The sequence below is a fragment of the Dyella sp. Tek66A03 genome, from assembly GCF_052567735.1.
The window spans coordinates 4,972,448-4,989,118 of the sequence record NZ_CP199584.1; the positions used below are offsets into that span (position 1 = coordinate 4,972,448).

The window sequence follows — 16,671 nt, forward strand, 5'->3', positions numbered from 1 at the left end:
GCTTACTCCTGATGGATGTCGACGATATCGTCGAGCGTCTCGTCGGTGTCGTCGTGCAGCGCTACCGCCACGACTCCGCCGGCATGCTCGTGCACCGCGGCGGCGACGTGCCCGCGTTCGCGGCGGATCATTTCACCGGCAAGGCCGATATAGGCAATCGCGCCACGCGAGCTGCGATCGTACAGGTGGATCGGCTGGCCGTGACTGGGCGCTTCGGCCAGGCGCACGTTGCGTGGAATGATCGAGCGCAACACCTTGTCGCCGAAGTGATGGGTAAGCTGCGCCGACACTTCGTTGCCGAGGTTGTTGCGCACGTCGTACATGGTGCGCAGCAGGCCTTCGATTTCCAGCGCCGGATTGAGTCGCTGACGCACCGCCTTCACCGTATCGAGCAGGCTGGACAGACCTTCCAGGGCGAAGTACTCGCACTGCACGGGAATCAGCAGGCCGTTCGCGGCGGTCAGCGCGTTGAGCGTGAGCAGGTGCAGCGAAGGTGGGCAGTCGATCAGGATGGTGTCGTAGCGATGGGCCACCTTGGCCAACTGCTCCTTGAGCCGGCTTTCGCGGGCGATCGCGTCCATCAATTTCAATTCGGCCGCGGTCAGGTCGCCATTGCCGGGCAGCAGGTCGTAATTCGCCTCGGTCCGCACGATCGCCTGTTCGATCGGCGCCTCGTCCAGGAGCACTTCGCAGCCGTTGGGCTTGGCCATGCGCTTGTCGACGCCCGACGCCATGGTGGCATTGCCCTGCGGGTCGAAATCGACCAGCAGCACCTTGCGCTTGGCGGCGGCGAGCGCGGCGGCGAGGTTGACGGCGGTGGTCGTCTTGCCGACGCCGCCCTTCTGGTTGGCGACAGCGATGATGCGGGCCATGGTGTCGTCGATACCGTGAACGAGTGAAATGGCGGTTAGATTAGCAGCCTGCCCGGCCGAGCACGACGAGATGCCGCTCGCCATCGAGACCCGGTACGCCCAGGGCATGCATGCCACGCACTTCGAAATCCGCCGGCACCCCGGGTATTTCGTCATCGGGACGCTTGCCTTTCATGGCCAGCCAGATGCCCTCCTTGGTCAAAAGGTGACCACCCCAGGCCAACATGTCGGCGAGGCTGGCAAAGGCGCGCGCGGTGATGCAGTCGAACTGGCCTTCCACCTCTTCCACGCGCGACTGCACGGCGCGCACGCCTTCGAGCTTCAGCGAGCGAATCGCCTCGCGCAGGAAACGGACCTTTTTGCCGTTGGAATCGACCAGCAGGATCTGTCGGCCTGGCGCCGCAATCGCCAGCGGGATGCCCGGCAGGCCTGGTCCCGTACCCAGGTCGGCCAGCGTCTCACCCCTTACGTACGGCAGGATCGCCAGCGAATCGAGCAGATGACGCGTGACCATCTCGGATGGCTCGCGCACGGCGGTGAGGTTGTAGGTGGCGTTCCAGCGCGCCAGCAGCTCCTGGTAGTCGAGCAGGCGCGCCACCGCATTCGCCGGCAGCTGCAGACCGAGCGCGGCGATACCGCGTTCCAGCTGGGTTTGCAGGTCGTGGCGGGAAGTCATGCGGCAGTACCTTGGGAGTGCGGAAGGGGCCGAAGTATCCGGGCACGGTGTCTCCGATGCCAGCGCGACGCCAACGACGGCAAAGAAAAACCCGCCGTAGCGGGTTTCAAGAAGTTCCCCTGTGGCGGTCGCTCTGGGGCAACGTCGCCAAGACCTGATCGGCGCCAGTGCCGATCAGGCCAACTTCGATCAGGCCAGCTTCAATCAGGCAAACTCCAACTCCACCCGCGTCACCATCATGCCGCGCTCGCGCAGCGCGCTGTTCATGGCTTGCTTGAGGCGCGAACCCAGGTCGCGACGGTCCGCGCTGTAAGCCTCTGGCTCCTGCCGCAGCGCCGCCAGGGCGCCCCCGCGAATCAGCTGATCCGCCTGCTCGATGACCGCATCGGCGCGCTCGGGCTCCAGCACCTGCCAATACACCGTGCCGCTCACACCATGCGCGTTCGGCAGCGGCTCCTGGAAGCGCAGCACCTGGCCACTGAGCTTGATCCGGTGCACGACGTGGTCGACCAGCGGCAGCGCCATATGCGTGCCTGGCTGCAACAGGCGATAGGGTTTGCCGCGCCGATAAAGGCTATGGACCTGGTCGGCCGGCACGCGCTTGAGCGACGACGCGAAGGTCGCGATCAAGGTGAGGACAACGAGCGTAATCAGGGCATTCATGGCATTAAATACAGCTAGTTATGTAAGGATTCTTCGCAAATAACTGTAGGTTGATAGTACAGCCACTTGCGCCCCCTAGTATTAATCTTAATTTAACGGCGGAACAAGATTTTTACAATCAGTTGTTTGGGCTAACTATTTGATTCTGTGAAGCCGGTGGCAACACGGATGGCATGCAACAACAGCGCCACCCGTGCTACCCCGCCGCCGGATTCCCCTACAACAGTGTCTTTAACGGCACTTCCCGGGTCGCACTTGAACGAAGCGAGAGGCGTGCCAAACGCCTTTGCCGGGGTCTATCCGATTTGGCCAGGGGCAGATACGAAGCGCCCCGGATTAACCGGGGCGCTCGTCAATCACATGGCGGTTGAATACCGCTTTCAGAACTTGCCCGCCCGAAAATCCGTGATGGCTTCGTGGATCTGCTCCGGCGTGTTCATCACGAACGGCCCGTAGCGGGTCACTGCCTCGTTGAGCGGCTTGCCGGCAACCAGCAGGACGCGGGTCGCCGTGTCGCGACCGGCAATGCGCAGCGTGCCATTGCGCGAAAGCACACCCAGCTCGCTGCGTGCCAACGGCTCGCCGCCCACCTCGGCGTCCTTGCCTTCGAACACGTAGGCAAAGCCGGCATGGCCTTCCGGCAACGGGATCTCGATGGCGGCACCTGGCTGCAAGGCGATATCCAGGTAGATCGGCTGGGTCACGATCTCGGCCACGGGGCCGGTCACGCCGCCGAACTCGCCTGCGATCACTTTGACTTCGACGCCATCGGCCGGATGCGCCACCGGAATGCGTTCGGGACCGATGTCCTGGTAGCGCGGCGCGATCATCTTGTCCTTCGCGGGCAGGTTCACCCACAGCTGGAAGCCCCACATCAGGCCGTCTTCCTGCACCGGCATTTCCGAATGCAGGATGCCGCGGCCGGCGGTCATCCACTGCACGCTGCCTGGCGTGAGGTCACCGCTGTTGCCGTGGTTGTCCTGATGCTTCATATGGCCGGCGAGCATGTAGGTCACGGTCTCGAAACCGCGATGCGGATGCTCGGGGAAGCCGGCGATGTAGTCGCCCGCCTGGTCGGAACGGAATTCGTCCAGCAGCAGGAACGGGTCGAGCATGTCCAGCCCCGGCTGACCGATGACGCGCTTGAGCTTGACGCCCGCGCCGTCCGACGTGTCGATGCCGCGAATGCGGCGGAGGATGCTGCGCTCAGTCATGGCTTGCTCCGGTGGAATGGTCTGCCACCCATGATGATGCCGACAGGGGTGGCGCCCAAGAGCCGAAGCCGGAACGGACTGTTTCGTCTGCAGCGAGAAAGGCGAGTCGTTCGGGCTTAATGCACCCAATGCCCGCTGCGCTGGCGCGGCGGTGTCACTTGCGGCTCTTCGCTCTCGTCCGGACGAACCGCCGCTTCCAGTTCGGCTTCGGTGGCGGGATGCTCGTGCCAGTACTGGTTCACCGCACTCAGCACGCCTGGCACCTGGGAGAGGCATTCGTCGTATTCGTCGTCGCTGAGTTTCTCGAACTCGGTGTCGGCATTGAGGATGCCTTCGTCCACTGCCAGCGCCATCACCGGACCGAGCAATTCCATCAGCTCCGGATCGTCGGCCAGGCGGGTTTCCCAAAGCCCTGCGCGCAGATCGATGCCGCGACTGAAGCCCTCGCACCAGCCTGCGGCGGACAGCACGGGACCGGCCTCGGTTTCCACTTCGCCCAGGATCGGCTCGTAGGCATCCACGTCGAGTTCGGCGCTGATCGAATCGTTGAGCTTGGCCAGCAGGGCCAACACGCGATTGCCCTCCTGCTCATCGGCGAATGGCTCGTGCAGCACTTCTGGCAACCACTCTTCCGGCAGCACCTGGATCGGGCCGACGGTCAACGCGGACAGCAGACCGTGCACGCCATCCAACAGCAATTCGCCTTCGCCGACATGGGCGCGCAGGTATTGGTCCAGTTCGTCGAGTTCGTTGTCGTCCAGCGAACTGGGCCATTCGGTCTTGGGTGTATTCATCGGCTGCCTGTGTGCAAACCGGTCGCGCGCGCGACCGAGATCTTAGATATCCAGATCCACCGTTACCGGCGTGTGATCGGACGGTCGTTCCCAACGTCGCGGTGTGCGGTCGATGGCTGCCGCCGTTGCCGCGGACTTCAGGGCGTCACCGATCAGGATCAGGTCGATACGCAAACCCATGTTGCGCCGGAACGCACCCTGACGGTAGTCCCACCAACTGAAGTGTTCACCAGCTGGTTCGAACAGCCGGAAGCTGTCGTGCAGGCCCAGTTCGGTGATGTGTTTCAGCGCCTCGCGCTCCGGCGGTGAGCACAGAATATCCTCGCCCCAGGCGACCGGGTCGTAGACGTCGCGGTCGTCTGGCGCGATGTTGAAATCGCCCAGCACCACCAGGTTCGGGTGCCGTTCGATCTCGCCCGCCAGGAACTCGCGCATTTTGGCTAGCCAGTCCAGCTTGTAGGCATATTTCTCATCACCTACCGCCTTGCCGTTGACCACATAAAGGTCGACCACACGCACGCCACCAATCGTCGCGGCGAGAATGCGCCGCTGCGGATCGTCCAGCTTCGGGATGTCGGTGACGACGTCCTCGAAATCGCCCTGCACATCGGCGCGGGCCAGCAAGGCCACGCCGTTATAGGTCTTCTGTCCGGAGAACACCGCGCGATACCCGGCCGCGGCGAGTTCGTCGACCGGGAACTTCGCATCTTCCAGCTTGGTTTCCTGCAAGGCCACGACATCCGGCTTCGCTTCGGCCAGCCACTCCGTCAGATGCGGCATGCGCACCTTGAGCGAATTCACGTTCCATGAGGCTATTTTCATGGGCGCATTGTAAGCGATGCCGTCATCGTCGCCGTCAGGCCAACCCGTGACTCTTCAGCAGCGCTTCCGGCTCCGGTGCGCGGCCGCGGAAGGCGATGAAGCTTTCCAGCGCGGGGCGGCTGGCGCCAACCGCGAGGACCTCGCGGCGGAAGCGATCGCCGGTAGCGCGATCGATCACGCCGTGTTCCTCAAATTCACCGAACGCGTCGGCGCTTAGCAGCTCAGCCCACAGATAACTGTAGTAACCGGCCGAGTAACCGCCAGCGAAGATGTGCGAGAACGCATGAGGAAAGCGCTGCCAGGCCGGCGGATGCAGCACGGCCACTTCGTGGCGGACTCGCTCCAGCACGGTCATGGTGCGCGCGCCCTGCGCGGGGTCGTATTCCAGATGCAGCAGGAAGTCGAACATGGCGAATTCGAGCTGGCGCACCAGGAACAGGCCCGCGTGGAAATGACGCGCGGCCAGCATGCGCTCGAACAAGCTGTCCGGCAGGCGCTCGCCGGTTTCGTAGTGGCGGGCGAACAGGTCCAGCGCCTCGCGGTTCCAGCCGAAGTTCTCCATGAACTGGCTGGGCAGTTCCACCGCGTCCCATTCCACGCCGTCGATACCGCCGATCGAGGGCAGCGCGATCTCGGTCAGCAGATGATGCAGGCCATGGCCGAATTCGTGGAACAAGGTGAGTACATCGTCGTGCGCCAGCAGGGCGGGGCGACCTTCGGTCGGCGGCGCGAAGTTGCAGGTGAGGAAGGCCACCGGCAGCTGTTCCTGCTCGCCATCCCTGAAGCGTGCGCGGCATACGTCCATCCACGCACCGCCACGCTTGCCGGTACGCGCATAGAGATCGACGTAGGCGCCAGCGAATACGCGGCCATCGGCGTCGCGTACGTCGTAGTAGCGCACCTCCGGATGCCACACATCGACGCCTTCGCGCTCGCTGAGCGAAATGCCATAGAGCCGGTGGGTGAGATCAAACAGGCCATCGATCACCGCCGGCAGCGGGAAGTACGGCTTCAGCTGTTCCTCGTCCAGGTCGTATTGCTGCTGGCGCAGTTTCTCTGACGCGTAACCCACATCCCAGGATTCGAGGTTGTCGAGTTTCAGTTCGTTGGTGGCGAACTCGCGCAGCTGGGTCAGTTCGGCGCGCGCAACCGGTTTGGCACGGGTGGCGAGGTCCTGCAGGAATTCCATCACCTGGGCCGGCGAGCCGGCCATCTTGGTCGCCAGTGATTCCTCGGCGGCATTGACGAAACCGAGCAGCTGGGCGGCTTCGTGGCGCAGCGCCAGAATGCGCTCGATGCGCTCGCTGTTATCGAACTTGCCCGCCTGCGGGCCCTGGTCGGAGGCGCGTGTCTGGTAGGCCCAGTAGACGCGCTCGCGCAGGCCACGGTTATCAGCATAGGTAAGCACGGCTTGCACACTGGGCTGCTTGAGCGTGACCAGGTAACCGTCCAGCTCGTGGTCCTTGGCGTACTGGCGCAGCACGGCGCAACCGGATTCGGGAATACCGGCGAGATCGCGCTCGTCGGTGATGTGCTCGTGCCAGGCGTCGGTGGCGTCGAGCACGGCGTTGGAAAATTCGGTGGAAAGCCGGCTCAGTTCGACGCCGATCTCGCGGTAGCGCGACCGCGCCGGTTCTTCCAGGGCCACGCCGGACAGATGGAAGTCTCGCAAGGCATGTTCCACCAGCGCGCGTTCGGGGCGCGGCAGGGTGGCGAAGTCCGCTGCATCGGCCAGCGCCTGCACGGCCTGGTAGAGGGCGCGGTTCTGGCCCAGTTCGATGGCGTGGTCGGTGAGCTGCTCCTCAGCCGGACCATAGACCTGGCGCAGCGCCTCACTGTCGGCGACCGAGTGCAGGTGACTGACCGGTGCCCAGGCGCGTGCCAGGCGTTGTTCCAATCGCTCCTGGGTGAGCATCACGCTGGCGAAGTCGTGCGGCGCGCCGGGCGCGGTCAACGCATCGATGCCGCTACGGTAGTCCGCCAGGATAGTGTCGATCGCTGGTGTCACGTGCTCGGGGCGGATCTGCGAAAACGCCGGCAAGGTGTCGTCGGCCAGCAGCGGATTGTCGTGTTCCATGGAATCTCCTCGGTTCTCCGCCCGGCTGCCTGGCGGCGGGCCGGCGGATGGCCGCCAGCGTGGCGAGCCACCTGGCCGAAATCAAGCTGCGTTGCCCTTAGGAACCCGCCGGCTCTCACGAATTGTCACAGGGCCCGCCGTACCATGCCCCCATGTCGAAGCCTGATTTTTCCGCCCTGCTGCGTCGTTGCGACGTGTTCGGGCATTTGGAGGATGAGGCGCTGGTCGCGCTGGCTCCCGAACTTCAGTGGTTTTCCCTGCCCGGCGGACGCGCGCTGTTTCGACAGGGCGACCCGGCGGACGCGCTGTATCTGGTGGTCAGCGGCAGCCTGGGCGTATTCGACAGCCCTACCGATCGGGTGCGCCTGGTAGCCGCGGGCGACAGCCTGGGAGAAATCGGCCTGATCACCGGCGAGAGCCGTCAGTACACCGTCCGCGCCTTGCGCGATTCGGAGCTGCTGCGGCTGGATCGCACGGCCTACGAAGCCCTCGCAAGCCGCTATCCACAGGCCATGTTGGGGGTGGCGCGGGTGGCCATCGCACGGCTGCAGGAGCGCATGCGGGGCGAGCAGGATCGCGGCACGCCGCGCACCTTCGCCTTGCTGCCGGTGAGTCCGGAGGTACCGGCACGCTCGCTGGCCATGCAGCTCGCCATGGAACTGGAGCATTGGGGTAGCTGCATCGTGATCGACGCCGAACACGGTGCCGGCCGCGGCAGCGACTGGTTCGCCGAGCGCGAAGCCCAGGCCCGTTTCGTCATCTATCTGGACACGACCGGCGATGTGCACTGGCGCCAGCGTTGCCTGCGCCAGGCCGACGTGTTGCTACTACCCGCGCTTGCCTCACAACCAGCACGCCCCTGGCCCGAGGCGATCCCCATGCATCCGTCGCGCGCCGGCCATCGCCCGCGCCATCTCATTCTGTTGCACGCGGGGCGCCAGCCCAGCCTCGGCTGCGCCCAGCGCTGGCGTGCCCCCTTCAGTGGTGAGCTGCAACACCATCATGTCGGCGGCCGGGCCGATATCGGACGGCTGGCGCGGCTTATCAGTGGTCACGCGCGTGGACTGGTGCTCGCTGGTGGTGGCGCGCGCGGCCTGGCCCACCTGGGCGCGCTGCGCGCGTTGCTCGAGGCCGGCCAAGGCTTCGATGCCGTGGGCGGCACCAGCATCGGCGCCATCATTGGCGCCGGCGTCGCCAGCGGCTGGGAACTGGACGCGATGGTTGAAACCTTCCGCCGCAGCTTCGTCGAGGGCCGCCCATTGTCGGATTGGACCCTGCCGATCATCGCGCTCACCCGCGGCCGCCGGGCGGCGGCGATGCTCCGGCGCGCGTTTGGCGCGCTGGATATCGAGGATCTCTCGCTGCCGTACTTCTGCGTCTCTACCTGCCTTTCCGGCGAGGGTATGGTGGTGCATCGACGCGGCCCGTTGTGGCTGTGGCTGCGCGCCTCCAGCGCCATACCCGGCGTGCTGCCACCGGTGCTGCATCACGGTCGTGTCTACGTCGATGGCGCACTGGTCGACAACCTGCCCACCGACGTCATGGCCGATGACGGCATCGCGCATATCACGGCAGTCGACATCCGCGCCGATATCTCCCTGCTCACCACCGCGGAAGAATTCGCCACGCCACCGTTATGGCGATTGCTGCTGAAACGCCAAGAGATCCAGCGGCCGGGCCTGGTTTCCACGCTGGTGCGGGCGGCCATGGTCAACAGCGAAGGGCCGAGCGAACATCGCCGCGCGCGCGCCGATCTACTGCTCACACCACCGCTGGAGCACGTCGGCATGCTGGACTGGAAGGACTGGCAGCGCGCGATCGAGTCCGGCTATCAGCACACGCTCAAGATGCTCGAGGCGCAGGCGCGGGAAAACCTGTAGGAGCGCACCCTGTGCGCAATCAACCAACGGAGCGGTGACGCCGTGATCGCGCACAGGGTGCGCTCCTACACACGAACCAACGAGGCGGTACCATAAGCGCATGGATTCTCTACGCAAATACAAGGGCATCTGGCCCACGCTGCACCACCGCGTGTATGTCGACCCGGCCGCTACGGTTATCGGCGCGGTCGATCTCGGCGACGATGTATCGATCTGGCCGGGTGCCGTGTTGCGCGGCGATGTGCACTTCATCCGCGTTGGCGCACGCAGCAACGTGCAGGACGGCGCCGTCATCCACGTCACCCACGATGGCCCGTATTCGCCGGGCGGCTTCCCCACCATCGTGGGCGAGGGCGTCACCATCGGACACGGCGCGGTGCTTCACGCCTGTACCATCGAGGACTACTGCCTGATCGGCATGCACGCCAGCGTGCTCGATGGCGCCACTGTCAAGAAGTACGGTTTCGTCGGAGCCGGCAGCTTGATACCGCCGGGCAAGGTGGTAGGCGAGCGCGAGCTATGGCTGGGCAATCCGGCCAAGTTCGTGCGTCTGCTCAGCGACCGGCAAATCGAACAGCTGCACTACTCGGCGGATAACTATGTCCGCTTGAAGGACGAATACCTCGCCGCCGGATGACGCCTCGTTGGTCGGTGTTGTAGGAGCGCGCCCTGTGCGCCATCAACCCACGGAGCAGTGACGCCGTGATCGCGCACAGGGTGCGCTCCTACACAACACCGACAGGTTACGGCGTCGCGCCGCTGGCAGCCGACTGCTGCGACTGGATAACGGCAGCGCGTGCCTCGTCCTGGCGGATCACGATCTGCCGCTGGGCATCCAGCTTGCCGCCGAGCAGCGAGAGGATGTAGTTGGTGCTGTCGAACTCTCGCAGCAGCGATAGCTCGCGCTGCGCCTCGTCAAGTTCGTTGTTGTTGATCGCGCGCTCCACATCAGCCGATGCCGTGGGAAACGAATCATGCAGCTCATCCAGCGCGGCCTTGTTGCTGGGGTCGAGCTGGAGCACGCTGAGATAGAACTCATAGGCATTGCTGCCTGCCGGAGCGACGAGACGATTCTCGCCTACGGCCGTCTTGGCCAGGTCAAGCAGGATGCCGACGCCACCATCGTCCTTGGCAGCGGACGTTTGGCCGTCCATGGAAACGGTGGCTGAGCCGCCCTTCGCACCGTGAAGGGACCAGAACGCAGCGCCCGCGAGTGCAAGCGCCACCACGATGGCGGCGGCGAGGGCACGCTGACGTGGTGCAAGAGTAGCGAAACGAGACATGACAGCCGCTTGTTGGGTCGAATCCGCACGCGGGAACGACTGCCCCTCAGGCGTCCCGGCGGAACTGTCACATTAACGGCGATTGATGTCAGCGATGTGACTTGCGCGAAATTGTCGGCGCTGCAATTGGACGTCCATCCAATGCGCAAGGACCCGCCGGCAGGTATCCATGGGCGGCGATCACGCCGCTGCCGGTCCCGCCTTAAAGGCGGAACTCGATGCGCTGCCGCAACTGGGAAGCCACTGCCTTGCCGTCCTGCATCCCGGGCGTGAAGGTCCATCGCGTCACGGCGCTCAGCGCGGCGCGATCGAATACGTGCTTGGGGTCGGCGTCGGCCACGCTGGCAGCGCCGACGGAGCCATCGGGCTGCACAGTGAAGATGACGTCCACCCAGCCCTGTTGGCGCGTGAGGCGTGCGTCGCGGGGGTAGAGCGGTTCGACGCGATGCGTAAGGGCGGGAGCAACCGTGCCTTGTGCGTCCGCCACGGCAACCACAGCTGGCGCGCGCGGTGCGGCGGCCTTCGGTGCGGCCTTGATCGGCGTGGATTCCACCTGCAGCTTTGCCAAGGCCTGCTCTGCAGCGGTAGGTCCGCTTGCAGGTTTGTCCAGCGACGGTGCCGGCGTTGGCGCCAGCGCGGCCACGGGTACGACCGGAGCGACCGCGCGGTTCGCCGTCGCGACGGTCGCAGCCGGCTGCACGCTTTTTTGGCTAGCCGGCACTGGCTGCGCCTGCTGTGACCGCTGAGCGACCGCGTCACGCTGCGCCTGCAGTTTGGCCTGCAATAACGTCAGCGTGTAGTTCTGCGGATCGGCCAGCGTCAGCAAGGCGATCTGCCGCTTCGACTCGGCATCATCGCCCTGGTCGATGGTCTGTTCGGCGGCCGTGGCGGCGAACGGAAAGATTTCGCGCAACGCATCCTGCGCAACTCGGTTGCCCGGCTCGCGCTTTAGCACGGCGAGATAGAGCTCGAAGGCATTGTTGCCTGCTGGCGACAGCAGACGCTGCTCGGCCATGGCCTGGCGCGCATGCTGCAGCAGCTCGGCCGTACCTGCTCCTGCACGGATGATGGGTCCCGCTGCCGCTACCACCACGGTCGAAGGCTCGTCGCTGTCGGCGCGGGATCTCAGCAAGTAGAAGATCACGCCAGCGGCGAGGGCCACGAGCACGATGACGATGAGCAGGGCGTAGCGGGCAACACCCTCGGTACGACGACGCAAGGAAGCGGATGGCATGGGCGGCGCCGAAGTGATTAGTGGGGGCCAGCGCACAAGCGCGCCGACGGGCGCGCCAGCTTAGTGAAATCTTGTTGCGGTGAGGTTGCCCGCCGTCAGCGAATGCGAACCGCATCACACAAAGCGATCGTCCCTGATCGCGATGCGTGTGCTATCACGGCGACTTGGCTGCGTTCAATGACCGGGCGAGAAGCTACTTTCCGGCGAACCATCGGGATGGGCGAACCATGACACGCGATTGCGATGATCCGGGCAGCCCTGTCCCGTGGTGTAGCTGGCGAGCGCGCCGGCCTGCGTGGTCAGCGACGTGCGATAGCAGCCGCCGAGCGAATCATGGAACGCGAAGGCCTGCGCACTCTGTTGCCCGCTATGCCCGGTCACGGCGCCGGCGGCGTTGATGGCCAAGGTATCGGCGCTATCCACCGCGTTGTCCACGTCGGCAGCATATAGCGGTATGCCGAACAGGCGGCTCTCGCCATGCTGGTGATAGCCCTGGTGCACCGTAGTGGCGGCGCTGATGTTGCCATCGCTGGCAACTTGCTGGTTGTAGTCGAGCGTGAACGGGTAGCTGACCCGTTCGCGCTGTTCTGTCGTGGGAACAGCGCCGATACGGTGCTGGCTGACGCTATCGGCCCAGGTGCGCTGAAACGTCTGCTGGCGATAGGTGCTGCTATTGATGGTGAAGCGCTGAACGTCGTCAAATCCCACCGTCTGCGTCACCGTGCTGGTTACCGCACCGTGTGATGTATGGGCAACGCCCTCGATCACGAACTTGCGCTCGATCCTGGTGGTGATATCGCCACTCACATCGCCATTGCTGGCCGTTGCCAGGGTACTGCCGATGGTCGGCGTCGGCGCCTGACCGACCAGGGTATTGCGCGTCATCGAGCCGGTGACCTGCTGCGCATGGGCGTCGCGATACACCAGTAAGGTCGCGGTGGCGGAGAAGTAACCGTTGGCACCGGCCACCTGCACCGCCACTTCGTGCGGGCTGCCATCACTGAGTTGTCCAGCGAACGGCGTTAGGTCGATGCGGTAAGGCATGAAGTTCAGCGTCTGCACCCCAGGTGTCGGCCGCCACAGGTACGGATCGATGCCGCCGGTATAGATCCACGGATACACCGGCGCGACGCCGGCGGCTTGCCCGTCGATGCTGATCTCCGCCTCGCGGAAGTTGCCGCCACCGCATTCCTGGGCCTGTGCGGCGTAGGCATTGGGCACACACGTGTACCAGAACTCGTCGCCGCTCTGGCTTTGCGTGAAGATATCCAGATAGGCGCGCTCCACGTTGCGCGGCAGCGTCAGCGTCCTGGCCAGCTTGTCGGTCGATGTGTTCAAGGTGGTCGTGCTGCCCACCGGATCGGCGCCGAGCGGATACACCGCGTCGGGCACCTCTGCTGCACGCGCCTGGGCGGTGGCAGGATAGAACAGCAGGCGCGCACTCCCGTGGATCACGCCGGTATATGTGCTGTCGACGACGTTGCCGATGATCGCCTGGCCCTGGCCGGCACTGCGCAGCAAGGCCGCGTAGTCGGTCAGATCGCGCTCCACGTGCCAGGCCGGCGACACCGTGGCGGAGGGCTCCTGCGTGGTGCCGAAATACAGGTTCACCCCGCCAAGCCACAGCGTGGCCGTGCGGTCGAACTGGCGACCCGCGGTCACGGAAAAATCGGCTTCGAGTACCACCTTGGCCCAGCTCCCGCTGCACGTGGCAGGTGGGGTATAGCTGTAGGGCCGGGTGTTGAAGTCGGTGAACGTCAGGTCGGTGAACAAGGTCACCACACAGGGCTGCCCCGGAGGGCGGGGCACAGTCGGATCGGCCACGACAACGTTGTTCGAGCCAACGACCGGATCAGCCTGGGCCGGCGCGACGAAGCCGCTGCCAGCAAGCGTGGCCAACAGTACGGCAACCGCCAGACGACGGCGGACAAAACCCTCAGGCACCATGACGTTCACTCCCCGCGATGTGCCCCCCCGCGCCGCGCACGCTAGCACGCGCCCCGGCGCGGCGTCTTCAGCACAGGGACGTCCAGCCGTCCGTCATTCCCCTAGCGCGTAGTTCTGTGAACAGGGTCGTGAAGAAAGCGTCAGGCAGCGCGCGTCCACGTTCAAGCGTATTGCTTGCGCAGTTCGGCGTAGACGGGATCGGTATCCGGGCGACGGCCATGCCACAGCTCGAACGTGTCGGCGGCGGTTTCCACCAGCATGCCGAGGCCATCGAAGGCGTAGCGCGCACCGGCGGTTCGCGCCCAGGCCAGGAAGCCCGTGGCCGCGTTGCCGTAGGAGAGGTCGTAGCAGAGTGCGCGATTGCCAACGATGGCGAAGGGCAAGTCGAGCGACTTGCCGAGTACGCCCGCCGAGGTGGCATGGACGATCATGTCGAACGCGCCCAGCCCGGCCAGGTCTTCCCAATAACGCGAGTGCGCGCGCGCCGGGTCGCCGATGGCGTCGGCCAGCGCATCGGCCGCTTGAGGCGAGCGGTTGACGATGGTCAGGGTTTCCACGCCGGCGTCGAGCAGTGCCCAGGCCACGCCCTGGGCGGCACCGCCCGCACCGAGCAGCAAGGCGGTATGACCGCGCAGGTCAACGCTGTGGCGCTCGGTGATGTCGCGCACCATGCCGGCGCCGTCGGTGTTGTGGGCGGCGATCCGGCCACCGGGCAGGGAAGTGAGCACATTGGCGCTACGCGCACGCTTGGCAGCCTCGCTGCGTTCATCCGCCATGGCAAAGGCAGCGGTCTTGTGCGGCAAGGTGACGTTGGCGCCACGGCCACCCTCAGCGAAGAACTCGCGCACCGCCGATTCGAAATCAATGGGCGCGGCATCGATGGTGAGATATCTCAGCTCCAGCCCGAACTGGCGCGCGAAGGCCTGATGGATCTGCGGCGACAGCGAATGGCTGATGGGGTGGCCAAACACCGCGAATTGTCCTGCATTCATGCGCACTCCTTAGACGTGCTTGGTTGACCGTCTGGCCATGCCCGGCTGGTCCGAGTGCTCCATTTTAGCGGGGATCAAGCGTCCTGGACGCTCGTCATGACCTCCGAGGCGGCCTCCAGCCAGCCATCGCAGGTTTTGAGATCGGGCCGGTGCAGAGTGCGTCCACCCGACACGAACGGACCACCGCCATGCGACCGAAGCTCGATACCGCCCATCATGAACGCCTGCTCGGCGGCGCCCTGCTGTGGTTGCTGGCCGGTGGCGCCTTGCTGGCGACCACCCTGGTGCCGGTACATACGCGGTCGCTGGGCTGGACCCCGGCTTTCTGGTTGATCGGCGCGCCATTGATCGTGCTGCTGGCGCTTGAACCGGCGCTGCCACGCCAGTTGCTGAGCGCGCTGCGCCGTCGTCGGCAGGCCCCTTCCCGGCTGATCTGGAACTAGGCCGCAGCGGCCCTCATCGAATTCACTTGGCAGTGGATCGCGGAAGCTACTCCGCGCAAAGTCACGGTGCGGCGGCGCAGGGAGGCGCCGCCGGATCGTCACTGCCCTCAGTCGGCAAGCCCCGCACGCTTACGCTCCATACGACGCAGGAACTCCTGCATGATGCGTGTATACAGTTCCTCGCCCAGATAGGCATCTTCCACACCGTGATCAATCGACGGATTGTCGTTCACTTCGATCACCACCGGCTTGCCACCCACGCGCTTGAGGTCCACGCCATAAAGGCCGTCGCCGACCGCCTGGGTGGCCTTGAGCGCAAGCTTGACCACGTCGGGCGGCGCATCCCGCACGGGAATCGTCTCCGATTCGCCCGATTTCGACGCGCCCTTCGCGCCATGGTTGTAGATCTGCCAGTGGCCGCGCGACATGTAGTACTTGCAGGCGTATAGCGCCTCGTTGTTGAGCACACCGATGCGCCAGTCGAACTCGGTGTAGACGAATTCCTGCGCCAGCAACAAGGCACTGTGCTGGAACAGTTCGGCGGTGGCCTTGCCCAGGGCTTGCTCGTTCTCCACCTTCACCACGCCGCGCGAGAAGGACCCGTCGGGAATCTTCAGCACCAGCGGATAGCCCAGTCTCGATGCCACTTCCTTCAAACCCTTGCTGTCGTCGCGATAGAGGATCTCCGTGCGCGGCACGGCGAGCTTGCGCGACACCATCAGGTCGTTGAGGAAGATCTTGTTGGTGCAGCGCAGGATCGAGGTCGGGTCGTCCATCACCACCATGCCTTCCTTCTCGGCGCGATGCGCGAAGCGGTAGGTATGGTTGTCGCTGGCCGTCGTTTCACGGATGAACAGGCCGTCGTATTCGGCCAGACGCTGATAGTCGTTCTTGCCGAACGGGTCGACTTCGATGCCCAGTTCCTTACCGGCGGCAATGAAGGACTTCAACGCCTTCTTGTTCGACGGTGGCATCTGCTCGGCCGGGTCCACCAGCATGGCGATGTCGTAACGGAACTGCTTGCGCGCCTTGGGCTTGCGCCACAACTTCTTGCTGAAGCGATCAAGTTCCTCGGCGAAAGCGTCTTCCTGCGCATCGATCAGGCTATGCAGGCCCACCGGCTTGATCGCACTGACCTGCCATACCCGATCGCGCTCGAACTCGATGCGCAGCAGCGGGCAGGGAAACATTTCGAACACCTGCCGCGCCAGGTCCTGCAATGCGGGGTAGGCCGTCTGGCCGAAATAGACCAGGATGCCGAAGTCGGTGGTGTCGCGGCCGCCGGCCGGCAGGAAATGGGTGAGCTTGGTGCTCAGGTCCTCGATATCCAGGCCGTAGAGCGATCGTCGGCGCAGGTCGTTCACCGTGCGCACGGAAGGCATCACGCGGTGCCCGCGGGCCTCGGCCAGCAAGGACACGTAGTAGCCCGTACCCAGGTACTTGTAGCTGCGACAGAGGTTGATGACGTGCGTGCGCTCGTCGTCGCCGCCGACCGGTTCGCGCAGGTAGTCCATCGCGGTAACGACGTCGACGGACGGATAGTAGGAACTCCAGTCGGAGGCCTTCTCGACGACAATGACTAGCCGGGTCATGACACCTCTGTCAGATGAAACGGAGGAGTGTCGTCACGCGGGGAGACGGGGCGGCACAGCGCAAGGCGCGCAGTGTGGCACAGGACTCGCGCCGCACAAGGTCTCCCACTGAAGCTGGCTTAAACGCTCCATAAGTCATGATTGCCGTGGGGGGACCCGGGGGCTAGAGTGCCGCGCTTGGT

Annotated in this window: 15 protein-coding genes; 3 read left to right on the plus strand and 12 right to left on the minus strand. The window is 64.9% G+C overall.

The annotated features are described in order from the left end of the window. Window positions 1-2: 2 nt before the first annotated feature. From ACT01B_RS22005 to ACT01B_RS22035, 7 genes are all read right to left on the minus strand, one after another. Window positions 3-872: a ParA family protein gene (locus ACT01B_RS22005; protein WP_445145328.1), complete on the minus strand. Its 870-nt coding sequence runs from the start codon at window positions 870-872 to the stop codon at window positions 3-5. Window positions 873-912: 40 nt separating this feature from the next. Then, window positions 913-1,548 (minus strand): 16S rRNA (guanine(527)-N(7))-methyltransferase RsmG, encoded by a 636-nt coding sequence (gene rsmG, locus ACT01B_RS22010; protein ID WP_445145329.1) that lies wholly within the window; start codon window positions 1,546-1,548, stop codon window positions 913-915. Window positions 1,549-1,752: 204 nt separating this feature from the next. Beyond that, window positions 1,753-2,211, minus strand: a complete 459-nt coding sequence (locus ACT01B_RS22015) for an SPFH domain-containing protein (RefSeq protein ID WP_445145330.1) — start codon at window positions 2,209-2,211, stop codon at window positions 1,753-1,755. Window positions 2,212-2,591: 380 nt separating this feature from the next. After that, complete coding sequence (locus ACT01B_RS22020) at window positions 2,592-3,425, minus strand: pirin family protein (protein WP_445145331.1); 834 nt, start codon at window positions 3,423-3,425, stop codon at window positions 2,592-2,594. Between the two features lie 116 nt (window positions 3,426-3,541). After that, window positions 3,542-4,219 (minus strand): YecA/YgfB family protein, encoded by a 678-nt coding sequence (locus ACT01B_RS22025; RefSeq protein WP_445145332.1) that lies wholly within the window; start codon window positions 4,217-4,219, stop codon window positions 3,542-3,544. Window positions 4,220-4,261: 42 nt separating this feature from the next. Continuing rightward, complete coding sequence (gene xth / locus ACT01B_RS22030) at window positions 4,262-5,041, minus strand: exodeoxyribonuclease III (RefSeq protein ID WP_445145333.1); 780 nt, start codon at window positions 5,039-5,041, stop codon at window positions 4,262-4,264. A 34-nt stretch (window positions 5,042-5,075) separates the two neighbouring features. After that, on the minus strand, window positions 5,076-7,118 hold the full coding sequence (locus ACT01B_RS22035) for a M3 family metallopeptidase (protein ID WP_445145334.1): 2,043 nt from the start codon (window positions 7,116-7,118) through the stop codon (window positions 5,076-5,078). A gap of 152 nt (window positions 7,119-7,270) precedes the next feature. Between ACT01B_RS22035 and ACT01B_RS22040 the strand changes: the two genes are divergently transcribed. Beyond that, window positions 7,271-8,998 carry a patatin-like phospholipase family protein gene (locus ACT01B_RS22040; RefSeq protein ID WP_445145335.1) on the plus strand — a complete coding sequence of 576 codons (1,728 nt, stop codon included), beginning with the start codon at window positions 7,271-7,273 and terminating at the stop codon, window positions 8,996-8,998. A gap of 100 nt (window positions 8,999-9,098) precedes the next feature. Beyond that, entirely contained in the window at window positions 9,099-9,635 is a 537-nt protein-coding gene (locus ACT01B_RS22045; RefSeq protein ID WP_445145336.1) for a gamma carbonic anhydrase family protein, read from the plus strand. A 106-nt stretch (window positions 9,636-9,741) separates the two neighbouring features. On the opposite strand, the gene ACT01B_RS22050 is transcribed toward ACT01B_RS22045, so the two are convergent. The 4 genes from ACT01B_RS22050 to aroE all read right to left on the minus strand — a co-directional run bounded on the left by ACT01B_RS22050 (window position 9,742) and on the right by aroE (window position 14,454). Continuing rightward, window positions 9,742-10,281 (minus strand): hypothetical protein, encoded by a 540-nt coding sequence (locus ACT01B_RS22050; protein ID WP_445145337.1) that lies wholly within the window; start codon window positions 10,279-10,281, stop codon window positions 9,742-9,744. Between the two features lie 202 nt (window positions 10,282-10,483). Beyond that, a complete protein-coding gene (locus ACT01B_RS22055) occupies window positions 10,484-11,515 on the minus strand; it encodes an energy transducer TonB (RefSeq protein ID WP_445145338.1) in 1,032 nt (343 codons plus the stop codon). 174 nt (window positions 11,516-11,689) lie between these two features. Further along, on the minus strand, window positions 11,690-13,462 hold the full coding sequence (locus ACT01B_RS22060) for a peptide-N4-asparagine amidase (protein ID WP_445145339.1): 1,773 nt from the start codon (window positions 13,460-13,462) through the stop codon (window positions 11,690-11,692). A 161-nt stretch (window positions 13,463-13,623) separates the two neighbouring features. Beyond that, complete coding sequence (gene aroE / locus ACT01B_RS22065) at window positions 13,624-14,454, minus strand: shikimate dehydrogenase (protein ID WP_445145340.1); 831 nt, start codon at window positions 14,452-14,454, stop codon at window positions 13,624-13,626. A gap of 188 nt (window positions 14,455-14,642) precedes the next feature. Here aroE and ACT01B_RS22070 point away from each other — a divergent pair, with 188 nt between their 5' ends. Then, the gene (locus ACT01B_RS22070; RefSeq protein WP_445145341.1) at window positions 14,643-14,897 is read left to right on the plus strand and encodes a hypothetical protein; all 255 of its coding nucleotides are present in this window, start codon (window positions 14,643-14,645) and stop codon (window positions 14,895-14,897) included. A gap of 107 nt (window positions 14,898-15,004) precedes the next feature. Here ACT01B_RS22070 and ACT01B_RS22075 read toward each other — a convergent pair whose 3' ends face one another. Then, window positions 15,005-16,489 carry a RimK family protein gene (locus ACT01B_RS22075; protein ID WP_445145342.1) on the minus strand — a complete coding sequence of 495 codons (1,485 nt, stop codon included), beginning with the start codon at window positions 16,487-16,489 and terminating at the stop codon, window positions 15,005-15,007. Window positions 16,490-16,671: the final 182 nt, after the last annotated feature.